This is a genomic window from Corallococcus sp. AB018 (genome assembly GCF_003986945.1).
GTDB classification, from domain to species: Bacteria; Myxococcota; Myxococcia; order Myxococcales; family Myxococcaceae; genus Corallococcus; species Corallococcus exiguus.
The window spans coordinates 1-16,386 of sequence record NZ_RAWR01000234.1 but is presented as its reverse complement, the minus strand read 5'-3'; the positions used below and the strand labels follow the sequence as shown (position 1 = coordinate 16,386).

13 protein-coding genes are annotated in these 16,386 nt (G+C 69.4%); 10 read left to right on the top strand and 3 right to left on the bottom strand.

Going from position 1 to position 16,386, the window contains the following annotated elements; genetic code table 11:
• Positions 1-2: 2 nt before the first annotated feature.
• A complete protein-coding gene (locus D7Y11_RS35630) occupies positions 3-1,559 on the bottom strand; it encodes an aminotransferase class I/II-fold pyridoxal phosphate-dependent enzyme (RefSeq protein ID WP_121779707.1) in 1,557 nt (518 codons plus the stop codon).
• 429 nt (positions 1,560-1,988) lie between these two features.
• Between D7Y11_RS35630 and D7Y11_RS35625 the strand changes: the two genes are divergently transcribed.
• The 5 genes from D7Y11_RS35625 to D7Y11_RS35605 all read left to right on the top strand — a co-directional run bounded on the left by D7Y11_RS35625 (position 1,989) and on the right by D7Y11_RS35605 (position 8,424).
• A complete protein-coding gene (locus tag D7Y11_RS35625) occupies positions 1,989-4,457 on the top strand; it encodes an RND family transporter (protein WP_126935909.1) in 2,469 nt (822 codons plus the stop codon).
• Positions 4,454-5,434: a phosphatase PAP2 family protein gene (locus tag D7Y11_RS35620; RefSeq protein ID WP_169821505.1), complete on the top strand. Its 981-nt coding sequence runs from the start codon at positions 4,454-4,456 to the stop codon at positions 5,432-5,434. The genes D7Y11_RS35625 and D7Y11_RS35620 overlap by 4 nt, the downstream gene beginning before the upstream one ends.
• 62 nt (positions 5,435-5,496) lie before the next feature.
• Positions 5,497-6,696 (top strand): aminotransferase class I/II-fold pyridoxal phosphate-dependent enzyme, encoded by a 1,200-nt coding sequence (locus D7Y11_RS35615; protein WP_121755245.1) that lies wholly within the window; start codon positions 5,497-5,499, stop codon positions 6,694-6,696.
• 13 nt (positions 6,697-6,709) lie between these two features.
• Positions 6,710-7,429: a methyltransferase domain-containing protein gene (locus tag D7Y11_RS35610; RefSeq protein ID WP_121755246.1), complete on the top strand. Its 720-nt coding sequence runs from the start codon at positions 6,710-6,712 to the stop codon at positions 7,427-7,429.
• Between the two features lie 20 nt (positions 7,430-7,449).
• Positions 7,450-8,424, top strand: coding sequence for a hydroxymethylglutaryl-CoA lyase (locus tag D7Y11_RS35605; protein ID WP_120579417.1), 975 nt, complete (start codon positions 7,450-7,452; stop codon positions 8,422-8,424).
• Positions 8,425-8,448: 24 nt separating this feature from the next.
• On the opposite strand, the gene D7Y11_RS35600 is transcribed toward D7Y11_RS35605, so the two are convergent.
• Positions 8,449-10,443, bottom strand: coding sequence for a TIM44-like domain-containing protein (locus D7Y11_RS35600; protein ID WP_126935908.1), 1,995 nt, complete (start codon positions 10,441-10,443; stop codon positions 8,449-8,451).
• Between the two features lie 105 nt (positions 10,444-10,548).
• Here D7Y11_RS35600 and D7Y11_RS35595 point away from each other — a divergent pair, with 105 nt between their 5' ends.
• Positions 10,549-11,325: an enoyl-CoA hydratase-related protein gene (locus tag D7Y11_RS35595; RefSeq protein ID WP_120579419.1), complete on the top strand. Its 777-nt coding sequence runs from the start codon at positions 10,549-10,551 to the stop codon at positions 11,323-11,325.
• An 80-nt stretch (positions 11,326-11,405) separates the two neighbouring features.
• Here D7Y11_RS35595 and D7Y11_RS35590 read toward each other — a convergent pair whose 3' ends face one another.
• Entirely contained in the window at positions 11,406-11,786 is a 381-nt protein-coding gene (locus tag D7Y11_RS35590; protein WP_120579420.1) for a YtxH domain-containing protein, read from the bottom strand.
• Between the two features lie 217 nt (positions 11,787-12,003).
• Here D7Y11_RS35590 and D7Y11_RS35585 point away from each other — a divergent pair, with 217 nt between their 5' ends.
• The 4 genes from D7Y11_RS35585 to rnc are packed head-to-tail and all read left to right on the top strand — an operon-like array spanning position 12,004 to position 16,373.
• Entirely contained in the window at positions 12,004-13,533 is a 1,530-nt protein-coding gene (locus D7Y11_RS35585) for an acyl-CoA carboxylase subunit beta (protein ID WP_126935907.1), read from the top strand.
• A 43-nt stretch (positions 13,534-13,576) separates the two neighbouring features.
• Complete coding sequence (locus D7Y11_RS35580; RefSeq protein WP_120579422.1) at positions 13,577-14,722, top strand: acyl-CoA dehydrogenase family protein; 1,146 nt, start codon at positions 13,577-13,579, stop codon at positions 14,720-14,722.
• Positions 14,722-15,585: a hypothetical protein gene (locus tag D7Y11_RS35575; protein WP_169821508.1), complete on the top strand. Its 864-nt coding sequence runs from the start codon at positions 14,722-14,724 to the stop codon at positions 15,583-15,585. Before D7Y11_RS35580 ends, D7Y11_RS35575 begins: the two co-directional genes overlap by 1 nt.
• A 14-nt stretch (positions 15,586-15,599) precedes the next feature.
• On the top strand, positions 15,600-16,373 hold the full coding sequence (rnc, locus tag D7Y11_RS35570) for a ribonuclease III (RefSeq protein ID WP_167548050.1): 774 nt from the start codon (positions 15,600-15,602) through the stop codon (positions 16,371-16,373).
• The last annotated feature ends 13 nt before the right edge of the window (positions 16,374-16,386 follow it).

Here is a 16,386-nt window from a genome sequence, read left to right as displayed (position 1 = left end):
GATCAGTTCCTTTCGGCCTGGTTGCCGCCGTCGGAACTGTCGCTGCCGTTGCGCATGAACAGCTGGGCGCCCTTCTCCAGGAGCACGCCGCCCAGCTCGCTGCGCTTATCCCACAGCTTCTTGGGCGCGCCGCCCAGACGCCGCAGGTCCTCCGGCTGCAGGTTCGCCGCGCGCCAGGTGAGCTGCTCCACCGCGTCGAAGAACTTCCCGGCCATCTCCCGCGACGACATGCGCGACAGCTGCTCCAGGCTGAAGCCCTTGTCCGCGAGCAGGCCCGCGCTGCCCGCCGCCCACGTCTCGCTCGCCTTGTTGCTGCGCACCGCGCTGCCCGGCCGGGCGATCTTCACCGGCTCGTACACCGTGGGGCGCGTCTCCGGGATGACGTTGAGCTTGCGGCCGATCTTCTCGAAGGTGTCCAGCACCTGATCCAGCTGCGCGTCCGTGTGCGTGGCCATGTAGCTGGTGCGGATGAGCGCGTGGCCCGCCTCCACCGCCGGCGGAATCACGGGGTTCGCGAACACGCCCGCCTCGTGCAGCGCGCGCCAGAAGCGGAAGCACTTCACCTGGTCGCCAATGTGCACGGGCACCACCGGCGTCACCGACACGCCCGTGTCGAAGCCCATGGCGCGGAAGCCGTTGTGCATCTTCTCCGCGATGTCCAGCAGGCGCTCGCGGCGCTGCGGCTCCGCCTCGATGATCTCCGTGGACTTGAGCGCCGCCGCGATGGACGCGGGCGTCATGGACGCGGAGAAGATGACCGAGCGCGCCTTGTGGCGGATGTAGTTGATGACCTCGAAGGGGCCCGCGAGCACGCCGCCCAGCGACGCGAAGCTCTTGGAGAACGTGCCCATCACCAGGTCCACGTCCTTCTCCAGGCCGAAGTACTCCGACGTGCCCCGGCCCAGCTCGCCCAGCACGCCCATGGCGTGGGCGTCATCCGTCATCACGCGGGCGTTGTACTGCTTGGACAGCTCCACGATGCGGGGCAGGTTGCAGACGTCGCCCTCCATGGAGAACACGCCGTCCGTGACGATGATCTTCCCGGCGCCCGGCTCCGCAGCGGCGAGCAACTGCTCCAGGTGCTCCATGTCGTTGTGGCGGAACTTGCGCTCGGTCGCGAACGACAGGCGCACGCCGTCCACCAGCGACGCGTGGTTCGCGCGGTCGCTGAACACGATGTCGTGCCGGCCCAGGATGGACGCCAGCGCCAGGTTCGTCTGGAACCCGGTGGAGATGACGATGGCCGCCTCGCGGTTGAGGAACTTGGCCAGCCGCGCCTCCAGCTCCTCGTGCAGCGCCAGCGTGCCGTTGAGCAGGCGCGAACCGGAGCACGTGGTGCCGAACTTCTCCGTCGCCTTGATGGCCGCTTCCTTCACGCGCGGATCCGCCGCCAGGCCCAGGTAGTTGTTCGAACCCACCATGATGACCCGCCGCCCCTCGATCTCCACCTCCGTGGAACCGTGCGACGCCTCGATGGCCCGGAAGTACGGATACAGCCCCGTGGCCTTGGCGATGCGGTAGTCCTTCCAGGTACGGCACTTGTCGAACACGTCGCTCATGGTGGTCTTTCTTACGCGTCGGAGGGTGTGATCCGAGCCGCTTTCCATGTGCAGGGCGCGTTCCAGGTTCGGATTGCCCGGCCGCGCGAACACCCAGGGGGACGACGCGAGGGGGTCAATAAAGAGGGAAAACCGCACTGTCAAGGCGGGGACGGTCCCAACGCATTGCGTGTGGGGCATCCGTGTCAGGGCGCGCCTTGACAGTCATGCCGCATTGGTGGCACGCCGCGCCCCCGGACCTGTGTTCGCCAGTGGATGCTCTGCACCCAGGGCACACATGGGTTCACACGGGGAATGGGTTGAGCGGGGCCGTCTGTTCCGGGGGCCTGGATTATGGCTGGGTTATTGCTACGCCGGCCAGCATCAGAGGAGCAGACGGTGTCCCAAGCACGACGGCAGCGGTGGTTCGAGGGCTTCATCCAGGCAGCGATGTCGCGCCCCTGGCAGGTGCTGCTCGCTGTCGCCCTGGTGACGGTCGCCGCGGGCTTCTTCGCCTCTCGCCTGGAGTTCCGGGGCTCCTTCGTGGAGCTCCTCCCGGAGGGTGCCCCAGAGGTCCGGGACCTGACACGCGTGTCAGAGAAGGCGGGCGGAGACGGCTACCTGGTCATCATGGCCAAGGGGGCGGCCCCGGAGGCCTTGAAGGCCTACGCCACGGAGTTCCAGAGGCGCCTGGAGGCCCTGCCGACGGTCCGCTACGTCGAGCACCACTATGACGTGGCCTTCTTCCGCCGCCACGGCCTGCTTCTCCTGCCCACGGCGGAGGTCGCCTCCCTGCGTCAGGACCTGGAGGCCCGCGTCCGCTACGAAAGGGAGCGCGCCAGCCCCCTCTTCGTGGACCTGGGCACGGAGGAGGCGCCGCCCACCTTCGAGGAGATCGCGAAGAAGCACACCCCGGACACGGCGCTGCCGGAGACGCTGGCGAACAAGGAGGGCACCGAGGTCTACCTGATGATCAAGCCGTCGGGGACGGCGGGGGACCTGGAGTTCGCGCGCAACTTCGTGGCCACGGTGTTCGACACGGGCCGCAAGCTCGCGGCGGAGAAGTACCCGGGCGTGACGCTGGAGGCGACGGGCAACTTCCAGAACCGCATCGAAGAGGACGCGGTGATGCGCGGCGACCTGTCCAACGCGGGCATGCTGTCCGCGCTCATCGCCGTAGGCCTCATCCTGCTGGCCACCCGGCGCATCTCCGCGTTGGCGGTGGTGGGTGTGCCGGTGATGGTGGGGCTGGTGCTGACGTTCGCGTTCGCGCAGGGCGCCATCGGTCACCTCAACATCGTGACGGGCTTCCTGGTCGCCATCCTCATTGGCCTGGGCATCGAGTACGGCGTCCACCTGACCATGCGTTACTGGGAGGAGCGCGAGCGGCTCGGCGTGAAGGAGGCGCTCACGGCGGCGGTGCGCGGCACCTTCAGCGGGGCGCTGACGTCCGCCTTCACCAACGCGGCGGCGTTCTTCGTGCTGGTGCTGGCGCAGTTCCATGCCTTCCAGCAGTTCGGCCTGCTCGCGGGCGTGGGCGTGCTGATGGCGGTGCTGTCCGCGTACGCGCTGGGCCCGTCGCTGCTCGCCATCGCGGAGCGCATCCGCCCGTTCCGCCGCGATACGGCAGCCAACGCCCAGGCCTCCGCGCCGGTCGTGGAGTCGGCTCCGGCTCCCGCGAAGGAGTGGCGGCGCTGGCCCACGGGCGTCATCGTCGCGGTGGCGCTGTCGGTGGTGGGCTTCGCGGCGTACTCGGTGGGCATCGCGCCCCGGTTGGGCTTCGAGACCAACCTGCGCAACCTGAAGGGGGACTCGCCGGCGTCGCGGCTGGACGACCACATCACGGAGCAGATTGGCGCGCCGCTCAACCCGGCCATCCTCGCGGTGGATACGCTGGAGCAGGTCCGCGAGGTGGAGGCCGTCATCGCCCAGGTGAAGGCGAAGAACGGCGCCAACTCCGTGTTCCTGCGCACCGCGTCGTTGAGCGACCTGGTGCCCTCCGACGTGGCGGGCCACGAGGCGGAGATGGGCCGTATCCGGACGCTCTTGGACGGGCTGCCGAAGTCCGCCCAGGAGGACCCGCGCGTGAAGGACCTGCGGGAGATGGTGGACGCGAAGCCCTACGGCCTGGACCAGCTGCCGGTGGAGGCTCGCCGCCGCTTCGAGGCGCTGGACGGCAAGGGGATGTTCCTCCTGCTGTTCCCGTCCGTGTCGAACTACGACACGCAGGACCTGCACCGCTGGGCGGGTCAGCTGGATGAGGTGGTGGCCGGGGCGAAGGCGAAGGGCATCGACCTGGCGGTGCTGGACAGCAACCGCATCGCCGCGCGCATCTTCTCCCTGGTGCGCATGGACGGGCCGTTCATCCTCTGGTCCGCGGCGGTGGTGGTGTTCCTGGTCATCCTCGCCAGCCTGCGCAGCTTCAAGCGCGCGCTGCTGGTGGCGGGCCCGCTGTTCCTGGGCATGACGTGCCTGGCGGGCGGGATGTACCTGTTCGACGTCCAGCTCAACTTCATCAACGCGGTGGTGCTGCCCAACCTGTTGGCCATCGCGGTGGACAACTCGGTGCACCTGTTCCACCGGTACGAGGAAGAGGGCCCCGGGTCGCTGGGCCGGGTGGTGCGCAACACCGGCTTCGCGGCGGTGGTGGCGACCCTGTCCAACGCGGCGGGCTACGGAGCGCTCCTCGTGGCGAACCACCAGGGCTTGCGCAGCATCGGACAGATTGCCCTACTAGGGGTCGTGAGCACCTTCCTGGGAACGACGGTGTTCTTCCCGGCCATGCTGGCGCTGTTGGAGCGGTGGAAGGGGCGGCGGTCCGCGGTGGCGCCGGAGTCGGGCGCGGTGGTGCGGAGCCTCAATCTCGGGGGGGCCGGCGAGCTGCCGGCCGAGTCGCCGGGGGAGCGCAAATCGGCGTGAGCATCTGGTCATTCAGCGAAGGCCGCGTGCGGCCCCTCGTGACGTCCTCGGACGAAGCGCTCGTGCGCTTCCGGCAGGTGGACCTCGTCCTCATGGTGGCCTGCTCGGTGGCCGCCCTGGTGTGCGTGGGTCCGGCCCGCTGGGCTCCGCACTCCGGCCGCAACGCGCTCCTCTTCCTCTTCTTCGCGCTGGGCCTGCCGGCCATGCGCATGCTGGAAGCGCGCTTCCCGCGCCAGCCGCTCATCGCCATCGTGGCGGACTTCTGGCTCCTGCCGGTGTCGGCGCTGGCCCACGGGTGGCTGGGTCCCATCGTGGACTGGATGAACCCGGTGGTGAAGGACGCCCAGCTCATCGCGGTGGATCAGAAGCTGTTCGGCTTCCAGACCGCGGTGGCGCTGGCGCACGTGATTCCGCCCTGGCTCAACGACGTGCTGATGCTCTGCTACTACGGGCACTTCATGTGGCCGCTGCTCCTGGGCGTCTACCTGTACGCCCGGGGCAGGGGGTCCACGCCCGCGTTCGACGAGTACCTGCTGGGTCTGGGCCTGCTCCTGGGCTTCAACTACGCGGCGTACTCGCTGGTGCCCGCGGTGGGGCCCCGGTACTTCCTCATCGGCGCGTTCGACGGGCCGGCGACGCAGGGGTGGATCCTCACGCCGCTGTTGGAGTCCATGATGCGCACGCCGGTGTACACCCGGGACTGCTTCCCGTCCGGGCACACCGGGGTGATGCTGGTGGTGCTCTTCTACGCGTTCCGGTTCGCCCGCCGCTTCTTCTGGGTGATGCTCTTCCCGGGCATGGGGCTCATCTTCGCGACGCTGGCGGGGCGGTTCCACTACGCCATCGACCTCATCTGCGCGGTGCCCCTGGTGATGGTGGTGACGGGGCTGGCGCTGGCCCTGTCCCGCTCCGCCCGGCAGCGCGCGGTGGAACAAGGCGCGCGTTCCGTGCCCGCGGACGCTATCGTCCGGCCCTGAACCGCCAGCCGGTCGCCCCGGGGTTCGGGGTGGACGTGCGCTGGCCTCCAGAGGCCTGACCCATGTCCCCCCGGCCCGTGCTCGCGCAACGCGTCTCCCGCTTCGGCACCACCGTCTTCTCCGAGTTCAGCGCGCTGGCCCTGAAGCACCAGGCCGTGAACCTGGGGCAGGGCTTCCCGGACTTCGACGGGCCGGACGCCGTGAAGGAAGCGGCGTGGAAGGCCATCCAGGGCGGCGTCAACCAGTACGCCCCCGGCATGGGCGCCAAGGACCTGCGCAACGCCATCGCCGAGCACGCGCAGCGCTTCTACAACCACGCCGTGGACCCGGACACGATGGTCACCGTCACCAGCGGCGCGACGGAGGCCATCCTCGACGTCATCCTGGGCCTGGTGGATCCGGGCGATGAAGTGGTGGCCTTCGAGCCGTTCTATGACTCGTACGACGCCAACATCGCCTTCGTGGGCGCCACGCCGCGCTTCGTGCCGCTGCGCCCGCCGGACGCGGAGCACACCACGTGGTGGTTCGACCGGGACGAGGTGCGCGCAGCCTTCGGTCCGAAGACGCGGCTGCTCATCCTCAACTCGCCGCACAACCCCACGGGCAAGGTCTTCACGCGCGAGGAGCTGGAGTTCCTGGGCAACCTCTGCGCCGAGCACGACGTGAAGGTGCTGGCGGATGAGGTCTACGAGCACATCGTCTTCGCCCCCGCGAAGCACATCCGCGCGGCCACGGTGCCGGTGCTCGCGGACCGCACGGTGACGGTGAGCAGCGCGGGCAAGTCCTTCAGCCTGACCGGGTGGAAGGTCGGCTGGATCATCGCGCCGCCGCCGCTGCGGGACGCGGTGCAGCGCGCGCACCAGTTCGTCACCTTCGCCACCGCGTCGCCGTTCCAGGCCGCCATGGCCGTGGCGCTGCGGCTGCCGGACAGCTACTTCCAGGAGCTGACGGCGCTCTACACGTCCAAGCGCGAGCGGCTGCTCACGGGCCTGCGCGAGGCGGGGCTCCAGGCCTTCTCGCCGGAGGGCAGCTACTTCATCCTCGCGGACATCGCCGGGTACGGCTTCGCGGACGACGTGGCCTTCTGCCGGCACCTGGTGACGGAGGTGGGCGTCGCGGGCATCCCGCCCAGCGTCTTCTACGGCCCGGAGCACCGGCACCTGGGACAGCGCTTCGCGCGCTTCGCCTTCTGCAAGACGGAGGGCGTGCTGGACGAAGCCGTGCGCCGCCTGCGCGAGAAGCTGCCCGCCCTCAAGCGCTGAAGCGCGCACGGCCGTGAGCGACTTCTTCGGAGAGCTGTACCTGCGCAGCACGCTGCCGTACCTCTCCGAGGCGGTGACGGCCCGGGAAGTCGACTACCTGTCCCGGGCGTTCGCGGACGTGGAGGGCCCGGTGGTGGACCTGGGCTGCGGCCACGGCCGGCACGCGGCGCGGCTCAACACGGAGGGCTCGCTCGCGGGCAGGGTGGTGGGCCTGGAGCTGGATCCGCTGTCCCTTCGCCTGCGCCGCCCCGGCTTCCCCGTGGTGCGAGGCGACCTGCGGGCGCTGCCCTTCCAGGACGCGACCCTGGGGGGCGCCTACGCCTGGTATTCGACACTCTTCGCCTTCAGCGACGCGGAGCATGTCCAGGTGCTGCGCGAGGTGGCTCGGGCGCTGCGGCCCGGCGGGCGGTTGGTGTTCCAGACGGTTCCCTATGAGCGGCTGGCCGGAAGTCCGGGCGCATCGTTCCGCGAGCGGTTACCGGATGGGAGTCTCCTGGAGGAGGAGAGCCGCTTCGACGCGACGCGTGGAAGGGATGTCGGGCAGCGTCAGCTCACCTTGCCTGACGGTCGCGTGCTGCGGGCGGCGTACACGCTTCGTTACTATCCTCTTGCGGAACTGAAGGGGCTGTTGGAAAGCACGGGCTTTTCGGTGCAGTGGGTGCACGGCGGCCTGGACTCCGCGCCGATGACACCCGAGTCGACCGACCTCATCGTGGGAGCCGGGCGCCGGTGACGGAGCCCCGGACACGTCCAGTGGATCCGAAAGAGACATCGCGAACGCGGGTCGGCCTGCTGGGGCAACTGCCCCGCCGGGTCGACGTGTACGAGGTCGGCCCCCGCGACGGCCTGCAGAACGAGCTCCGCACGCTGCCCACCCGAGACAAGGCGCGGCTCATCAACGCCCTGGTCGCCGCGGGGGAGAAGCGCATCGAGGTGACGTCGTTCGTGTCGCCCAAGTGGATCCCCCAGCTGGCGGACGCGGAGGAGTTGCTCAAACAGGTGGGCCGCCGCCCCGGAGTCGTCTTCTCCGCGCTGGTGCCCAACCTGAAGGGCCTGGAGCGCGCGCAGGCGGCGGGCCTGGAGGAGGCCGCGGTGTTCATCTCCGCGTCGGAGGCCCACTCCAAGAAGAACATCAACAAGACCATCGCGGAGGCGCTGGCCGGCGCGAAGGAAGTGACGGCCGCCGCCCGCAAGGCCGGCATGCGCGTGCGCGGCTACCTGTCCACCGTGTGGGGCTGCCCCTACGAGGGACACGTCCCGGTGGAGCGCGTGGTGGACATCTGCCGGCAGCTGGTGGACGCGGGCATCTACCAGCTGAGCCTGGGCGACACGATTGGCGTGGGCACGCCTCGGCAGACGGAGGAGATCCTCACGGCGCTGCTCCAGCACATGCCGGTGGACACGCTGGCGCTGCACCTGCACGACACGCGAGGCACCGCGCTGGCCAACGCGCTGGTGGGCCTGTCCGCGGGCGTCACCACGTTCGACGCGAGCATCGGCGGACTGGGCGGTTGTCCCTACGCGCCCGGCGCCGCGGGCAACCTGGCCTCCGAGGACGCCGTCTTCATGATGCACGGCATGGGCGTGGACACCGGCATCGACCTGGACAAGCTGGTGGAGGCCGGGGAGATCGCCCAGGAGCTCATCGGCCGGAAGCTCGCGGGCAAGTACCTCCAGGCCGCGCTCGGCGAGCGGGACAAGAAGGCCACCCGCCGCGCGCAGACCTGAGCCTCCCCACCGGGGACCACTTGCTCAGTGGTCCCCGATCAGCGCCGGAAGCTTCTCCTCCAGGCCCAGGTGCTGGGCGGCGATCTGCAGCATCTTCCGCTCCTTGCGGTCGATGCGGCCGTCCACCAGGGCCATCTCCACGATGTGGCGCAGGAAGACTTCCGCTTCCGGGCTGCCGCGCGGCACCAGGCGCTCGAAGAGCTGCGGCCCGGCGTTGAGGGCCATCTCCACGTTGGCCCACGACACGCTCCAGCGCTCCGCGCACAGCTTGAGCAGGCGGCGCTCGGCGTTCGAGACCTCGCCGTCCGCGGCGGCGATGGCGGCCATCATGTAGAGCAGCCGCTCGCGCTCCTTCACGTCCGTCACCACCCGGTCGCCATCGTCAACGCCGTCGTCAACGCCATGTCCGCCGACGTCCACGGGCGGGGGGGCGACGGTGCCGCGCTCGGACCGGCGGGCCTCCTGGTAGCGGGCCGCGTTCCGGGACGTGCGCTGCGCGTGGTGGACGTTCCAGGACTCGAAGGGGAGGGCGGACGCGAGCACCCAGTCGCGCTCGCCGTTGCCCAGCACCGTGCCGCAGAACTCGCAGGTGTTGGCCGCGCTGTTGGTGGTGGGCGCGTTGCACTGCGGGCAGCGGTCCGTGGACATACCGGTGTCCGTGTTCGTCTTCGCGCCGTGGCGGCGCAGCAGCGTGAAGACCCACCGCTGCGGCACCGTGGGCAGGCTGGGCGGCTTCTCGTTCGCGGGGCCAATGCCCATGCGAGCGCTCCACCGGATTTCGACCTGCGCCTCGTCGAAGGACTCCGGGTGCACCTCCAGCGCGCGCACGTCCACCGCGCCCACCGCGCACTCCAGGAAGACGCGCCGCCGGCCCTGCTTCGCCAGCTGGCCCAGCTCCGCGTTGAGCTTCGTGAGGGCGTCCGCGTTGGCGACCTTGGTCAGGCGCTGCGTCTCGTTGCGGCTCTGCGCGTCGATCCACTTCCAGAACAGCAGCGACGCGCGGTCCTCCAGCATCTCCAGGTTGAGCGCCGGGTCGTCCGCGCGCGCCTGCATCAGGCCGTCCACCTGCTTGTGGTGGCGCACGTGCTCCACGCCCTGCGTGATTTCAGAGAGCGTCCAGTCGTAGTTACCGGAGTTCACCACCGCGTTGCAGAACTCGCAGGTGTTGGACGCGCCGCCCTTGTAGGGCGCGCCGCAGTTGGGGCACTTGCCCTGGAACAGGTCCTCACCGATGCGCGTCTGCGCACCGGGCTTGCGCACGAAGGTCCACACCTCCGTGAACGTCTCCGGCGCCACCTTGCTGGCGGCGGCCATGGCCTGCGCGTCCGTCTGATTCGCGGGCACGTCCGTGTCGCGGATGCTGGCGCGCACGCGCACGTGGATGCTGTCGTACCACGGGGTCTGGTGCAGGCCGATGAGCTGCACGTCCAGCACCTTCATGTCCGCGAGCGCGTCGCGCACGCCCTGCGCCTGCATCAGCCCGAGCTGCACGTTGAAGCGCTGCCACGTCGCGTCCGACAGGAAGGGGCGCACCGGCGTCATGTCCCGGCGGAACCACGACTTCTGCAGCTCGATGAAGAGCCAGCGCACCTTCTCCAGCGTGGGCTCCAATTGGAAGGACGGGTCCTTGAGTTTCAGCGCGTTCACCCAACCCTGCACGTCGCGGCCGGACACCTCCGTGCGCACCTCCGCCTCGCGCTGATCCAACGCGCGCCGGGTGGTGGCGTCCGGGTGCAGGTTGCGCTTGTAGAGCCAGTACGCGCCGCCGCCGATGATCAGCAGCGGGACGGTCACCTTCGGGTAGAGGAAGATGAGCCGGATCAGGTCGAAGATCAGCCAGAAGGGCAGGCCGTCGCCCCCGCCGCCGCCGTTGTTGCGGTCGCGGCCGGACGTGTAGTGCTCGCCTCCACCGCCGCGTGCCAGGGCCACGAGCGGCAGGGCGAGCACGAGCAGGGCGGACACGGTGACCAGGCCGGGCAGCCACCGCCACGGATGTTTCGTCGTTGAGCGCGAAGACATGGGGCAGGATCCTATCCGTTTACGGCTTGCCAGACTGGAGAACAGGTTTCAGGCTGCGCGCCATTCACGCGGGCCGCCCAGCGCGGTCCGTCACGGGGAGCGAAGATGCCGGAGTTCAAGGTCGAGGCCCGAGGGGCCATCGAGATCTGGACCATCGACGGGGAGAGCCGCCGCAACGCCATCAGCCGCGCGATGCACCAGGAGCTGGACGCGCTCGTGTCCCGCGTGTCCTCCGGCCGCGCCGTGCGCGCCGTCATCCTCACTGGCGCGGGTGACAAGGCCTTCTGCGCGGGCGCGGACCTCAAGGAACGCACCACCATGTCGGAAGACGAGGTGCGCGCCTTCCTCAACGGCCTGCGCGTCACCCTGCGCTCGATTGAAAAGAGCGACTGCGTCTTCATCGCCGCCATCAACGGCGCGGCCTTCGGCGGCGGCACGGAGCTGGCCCTGGCGTGCGACCTGCGCGTCGCCTCGCCCGCCACGGAGATGGGCCTCACGGAAGTGAAGCTGGGCATCATCCCCGGCGGCGGTGGCACCCAGCGGCTGTCCCGGCTCATCGGCCCCGGGCGCGCCAAGGACCTCATCCTCACCGCCCGGCGCGTGAACGCGGCGGAGGCCTTCACCATCGGCCTGGTGAACCGGCTGGCCCCGGAAGGGCACCTGCTGGAGGTCGCCTTCCAGCTCGCGGAGGCCGTGGTGGAGAACGCCCCCGTGGCCGTGGCCACCGCCAAGCACGCCATCGACGAGGGCACCGGCCTGGAGCTGGACGACGCGCTGGCGCTGGAGCTCAAGAAGTACGAGGAGGTGCTCAAGACGGAGGACCGGCTGGAAGGGCTCCGCGCCTTCGCGGAGAAGCGTCCTCCTGTCTATAAAGGCCGCTGAGTCCTCCGAAAGCGACAGGGGCGGCAGGCCCGCGGTTGCCCGCGGACATGCTGCCCCTGGTTGCTTCCCTCAACTCAGCTTCAGGCGCTGGCGGTCTTCTCGCCGCCGATGTTCACGCCCTGCTTGTTGATGTAGCCCATCGCCTTGTCCTTGACGGTGGTGCGCAGCTCCGTGCCGCGGCTCGGGGCCATCAGCAGGGCCACGATGCTGCCCGCGGCGGCGCCCAGCAGGAACGCCCCCAGGCCGCCCATGCCCACGCGCGCCGGCTTGTACGTCGTCAATCCCACATAGCGCAGCGCGTCGTCCGGGTCGAAGTTGTCCCAGGACTTCCGCGCGACCTTGCCTGCCTTGTCCGCGTAGTCGGGCAGCTGATCCAGCAGCTGGTGCGCAAGGAACTGGCGGTACAACTTGCTCTTGGCAAAAGCCTTCGCCTGCCACGTCGCCTTCTTCGCTCTGAACATGGGTCCCTCCTGGGCCGGATGCGGTTCACGGGGCGAGTGTGGCCCGCCTGGGTGCACACCCCCCGTGCAGCATGAAGGTAGGCAGGGAAGCCCCAAGCGACACCCCCCCGAAGCGCTCCTCCGTGGCCTCATGCGTCGTCCGTTGGACGGCACGGCTGGTGGCCGGCATGGCAAGAAGGCAGCCAGGCCAGGGGTTTCTTGGTATGGGACGACGGCCATGTCCTCAGATCAGAAACTGCTCGAGAAGGTCTCCCAGGTGGAGAAGGGCGGCGCGCCCAAGTACCACGCGAAGAACGCGGAGGCGGGCAAGCTCTTCGCGCGCGAGCGCATCCAACTGCTCGTGGACGCGGACTCCTTCGTGGAGGACGGCAAGCTCGCCAACAACCTGGACCCGGAGCTGCCCTCCGACGGCGTCATCACCGGCGTCGGGCGCATCGACGGGCGCGCGGTGGCCATCATGGCCAACGACTCCACGGTGAAGGCGGGCAGCTGGGGCGCGCGCACGGTGGAGAAGATCCTCCGCATCCAGGAGACGGCGAAGGCGCTGCGCTGCCCGCTGCTCTATCTGGTGGACAGCGCGGGCGCGCGCATCACGGACCAGGTGGAGATGTTCCCCGGCCGACGTGGCGCGGGCCGCATCTTCTACAACGAGGTCCACCTGTCGGGCTTCGTCCCTCAAATCTGTCTGCTCTTCGGCCCGTCCGCCGCGGGCGGCGCGTACATCCCCGCGTTCTGCGACCTGGTCATCATGGTGGAGGGCAACGCCTCCATGTACCTGGGCAGCCCCCGCATGGCGGAGATGGTCATCGGCGAGAGGGTCACCCTGGAGGAGATGGGCGGCGCGAAGATGCACTGCTCCGTGTCCGGCGTGGGCGACGTGCTGGTGAAGACCGAGCAGGACGCCATCGCCGCCGCGAAGCAGTACCTGGCCTTCTTCCCGGAGAACTTCTCCAAGGCCCCGCCGACGGTCGAACTGAAGGCGCCCAAGCACAGCGGCAAGCGCGTGGACGAAATCGTCCCGCCGGATCAGAACAAGCCGTTCGACATGCACGCCCTCATCGCGGAGCTCATCGACGAGGGCAGCTGGTTCGACGTGAAGAAGCTCTTCGCGCAGGAACTCATCACCGGCCTGGCGCGCATTGGCGGCCGTCCGGTGGGCATCGTCGCGAACCAGCCCAAGTACAAGGGCGGCGTGCTGTTCGTGGACAGCGCGGACAAGGCGGCCCGGTTCATCTGGCTGTGTGACGCGTTCAACATCCCGCTGCTGTACCTGGCGGACGTGCCGGGCTTCATGATCGGCACCAAGGTGGAGCGCGCGGGCATCATCCGCGCGGGCGCGAAGATGATCTCCGCGGTGTCGGAGGCCAGCGTGCCGCGCATCTGCGTGGTGGTGCGCAAGGCGTACGGCGCCGGCCTCTACGCCATGAGCGGCCCCGGATTCGCCCCGGAGGCCACGCTGGCGCTGCCCCAGGCGATGATCGCCGTGATGGGCCCGGAGGCGGCGGTGAACGCCGTCTATTTCAACAAGATCCAAGAGCTGCCGGAGGCCGAGCGGCCAGCCTTCGTCCAGAAGCTCCGCGACGAGTACAAGCAGGACGTGGACATCTTCAAGCTGGCCAGCGAGCTCATCATCGACGCCGTGGTCCCCGGCGACTCCCTGCGCGGGGAATTGATGCAGCGTTATTCGCTTTATGCGGACCGGTTCCAGCCCCGTGCGGAGAAGAAGCACGGCGTCCACCCCGTCTGAAGTTCCCCCACCCGCATTCACGCTCTAGATTCCGCACCCGACCATGGACTTCGAACTTCCTGAAAGCCACCGCGCCCTGCAGGCCTCCCTCCGTGAATTCTGCGAACGCCGCGTGAAGCCGTACGCGCGCGAGTGGGACAAGGACGAGAAGTTCCCCATGGAGGTGGTGAAGGAGCTGGGGCAGCTGGGCGTGCTGGGCATGCTCGTCTCCGACGAGTACGGCGGAGCGGCCATGGACTCGCTCGCCGTGGCGGTGGCCGTGGAGGAGATCGCCCGCTACGACGGCTCGCTCGCGCTCACGGTGGCCAGCCACAACGGCCTGGGCACCAGCCACGTGCGCGTGTTCGGCAACAAGGCGCAGCACCAGCGCTACCTGCCCAAGCTCGCCTCCGGTGAGTGGCTGGGCGCGTGGGGCCTCACCGAGCCGGGATCCGGTTCGGACGCGTCCGGCATGCGCACCACCGCCGTGCGCAAGGGCAACAAGTGGGTGCTCAACGGCGCGAAGATGTTCATCACCCAGGGCACGGTGGGTGACGTGTTCGTGGTGCTGGCGCTCACGTCGCCGGAGAAGCGCCAGAAGGGCATCACCGCCTTCGTGCTGGAGAAGGGCATCCCCGGCTTCAGCCAGCGCTCCATCCACGGGAAGCTGGGCATGCGCTCGTCGGACACGGCCGAGCTCATCATGGAGAACGTGGAGGTCGGTGACGACGCCATCGTGGGCGAGGTCGACCGCGGCTTCATCGACACGCTCAAGATCCTCGACAAGGGCCGCATCACCATCGGCGCGCTGTCGGTGGGCCTCCTGCGCGGGGCGCTGGAGGAGTCGGTGGCGTACTCCAAGGACCGCACCGCGTTCGGCCAGCCCATTGGCGAGTTCCAGGGACTGCGCTGGATGATGGCGGACATGAAGACGGAGCTGGAGGCGGCGCGGCTGCTGGTGCACCGCGCGGCGCGGCTCGCGGACGCGGGTCAGCCGTACTCGGAGGAGGCCTCCATGGCGAAGCTGTTCGCTTCCGAGGCGGCCATGCGCGGGTGCAACAAGGCCGTGCAGATCCATGGCGGCTACGGCTACACGCGCGAGTTCCCCGTGGAGCGCTACCTGCGCGACGCCAAGCTCTGTGAGATTGGCGAGGGCACGAGCGAGATCCAGCGGACCATCATCGCCCGCGAGACCTTCAAAGGCGCCTGATGGATACCGCTCGGCTGCGAGAGCTGGGGCTCCAGGTTCGTGAGGAGCCGTCCGGCGTCGAAGTGGTGCTGGACCTGGAAGCCGCGTCCCTGGTGAATCCCATCACCAAGGACTTCATCACCGAGATCACCTTCCAGGTGATGGGGGACCGGCTCATCCCCATCGCGCCGCCAGCCGTGGTGGGCATGACGCCCATCCTCCTGTCCGCCATCGACGCGGCGGAGGAGATGCAGGCGCTCCTGCTGGACACCTTCAGCGACCACGTCTTCCACCTGCAGCGCCGCTCGGAGGAGCTGCAGCTGTTGGGCCTGCCGGCGGACGTGGATCCGCAGTCGCTGGTGCTGTCCACGGACGTGCGGGAGGGCCAGCTCGCGGTGAAGCTGGTGGCGGACCGGCAGGGCAACTTCCGCATCGCGCAGGCCATCCGCGGGCTCGAGGAGCTGGTCACCGCCGCCGGGCACGTCATCGAGCTGTCCGAGTTCCGCGAGAAGGCCGCGCTGACGGGCTACCTGTCCGCGCTGCTCGGCGAGCCCGTGGCGCGCGCTCCGCAGGCGGCGTCGGGCGCGGAGCCGGTGCGCTTCGTGGAGATTGTCGAGAAGTTCGGCCCGCAGTCGCTGGTGCCGCCGCGCAGCAGCCTGGAGTTGCTGGCGCAGCTGCAGGTGGAGGGCAAGGCCTACCGCTTCGCGGCCGCGCGCATCGCCGGGCGCACCTTCCGGGGGCTCCTGGCGGGCACCCAGGGCAAGGTGTGGGCGGGCCGCTTCGAACTGGATGAGTTCCCCGGCGTCGTGCAGCTGGTGGCCGAGCTGTTGAAGGTCGCTCCCGAGGCCGTGCGACTCGTGGGCCCGGACGCCCCCCAGGAGTGAGCCGCGTGGAGAAGATGACCCTGGTGGAGCGGGTGCAGACCCTGGAGACGCGCCTGGGCGTGCAGTTCTCCAAGCGCGACCTGGCCCTGGAAGCGCTGACGCACAAGACGTACGTCAACGAGAACCGGGACCAGAACCTCAAGGACAACCAGCGCCTGGAGTTCCTGGGCGACGCCGTGGTGGACCTGGCCGTGAGCCACCGGCTGATGGACCGCTGCCCCGGCGTCCCCGAGGGCGAGCTCACCAAGATGCGCGCCCGCATCGTCCACGAGGAGGGCCTGGCCCGCGTGGCCCGGAGCCTGCGCCTGGGCGAGCTGCTCCTGCTGGGCCGGGGCGAGTCCCAGTCCGGCGGCCGCGACAAGAACTCGCTGCTCGCGGACGCGATGGAGGCCGTGCTGGGCGCGGTGTACCTGAGCGGCGGCCTGGAGCCGGCGCTGTCCCTGGTGGACCGCATCTTCGGAGAGCTGGTGGAGGAGGTGGCCTCCGGCGCGGGCCGCCTGGACTACAAGACGCTCCTCCAGGAGCTGGCCCACGAGAAGCTCAAGCTGTCGCCGCGCTACCGCGTGGTGGCGGAAACAGGCCCGGAGCACTCCAAGGTGTTCGAGGTGGAGGTGTGTATCGGGGAGGCCGTGTACGCCCGGGCCAGCGGCCGGAACAAGAAGGAGGCCGAGCAGGCAGCCGCGCGCACCACGCTGGAGCGCCTGAAGGAGGAGTCGGCTTCCCTGGCATCCCCGGCTGTCGTGGCGCCCATCCCGGGAGGTCCTTCACCGGACGACCCTCCGGCGTGAAAGCCCTTGGAGG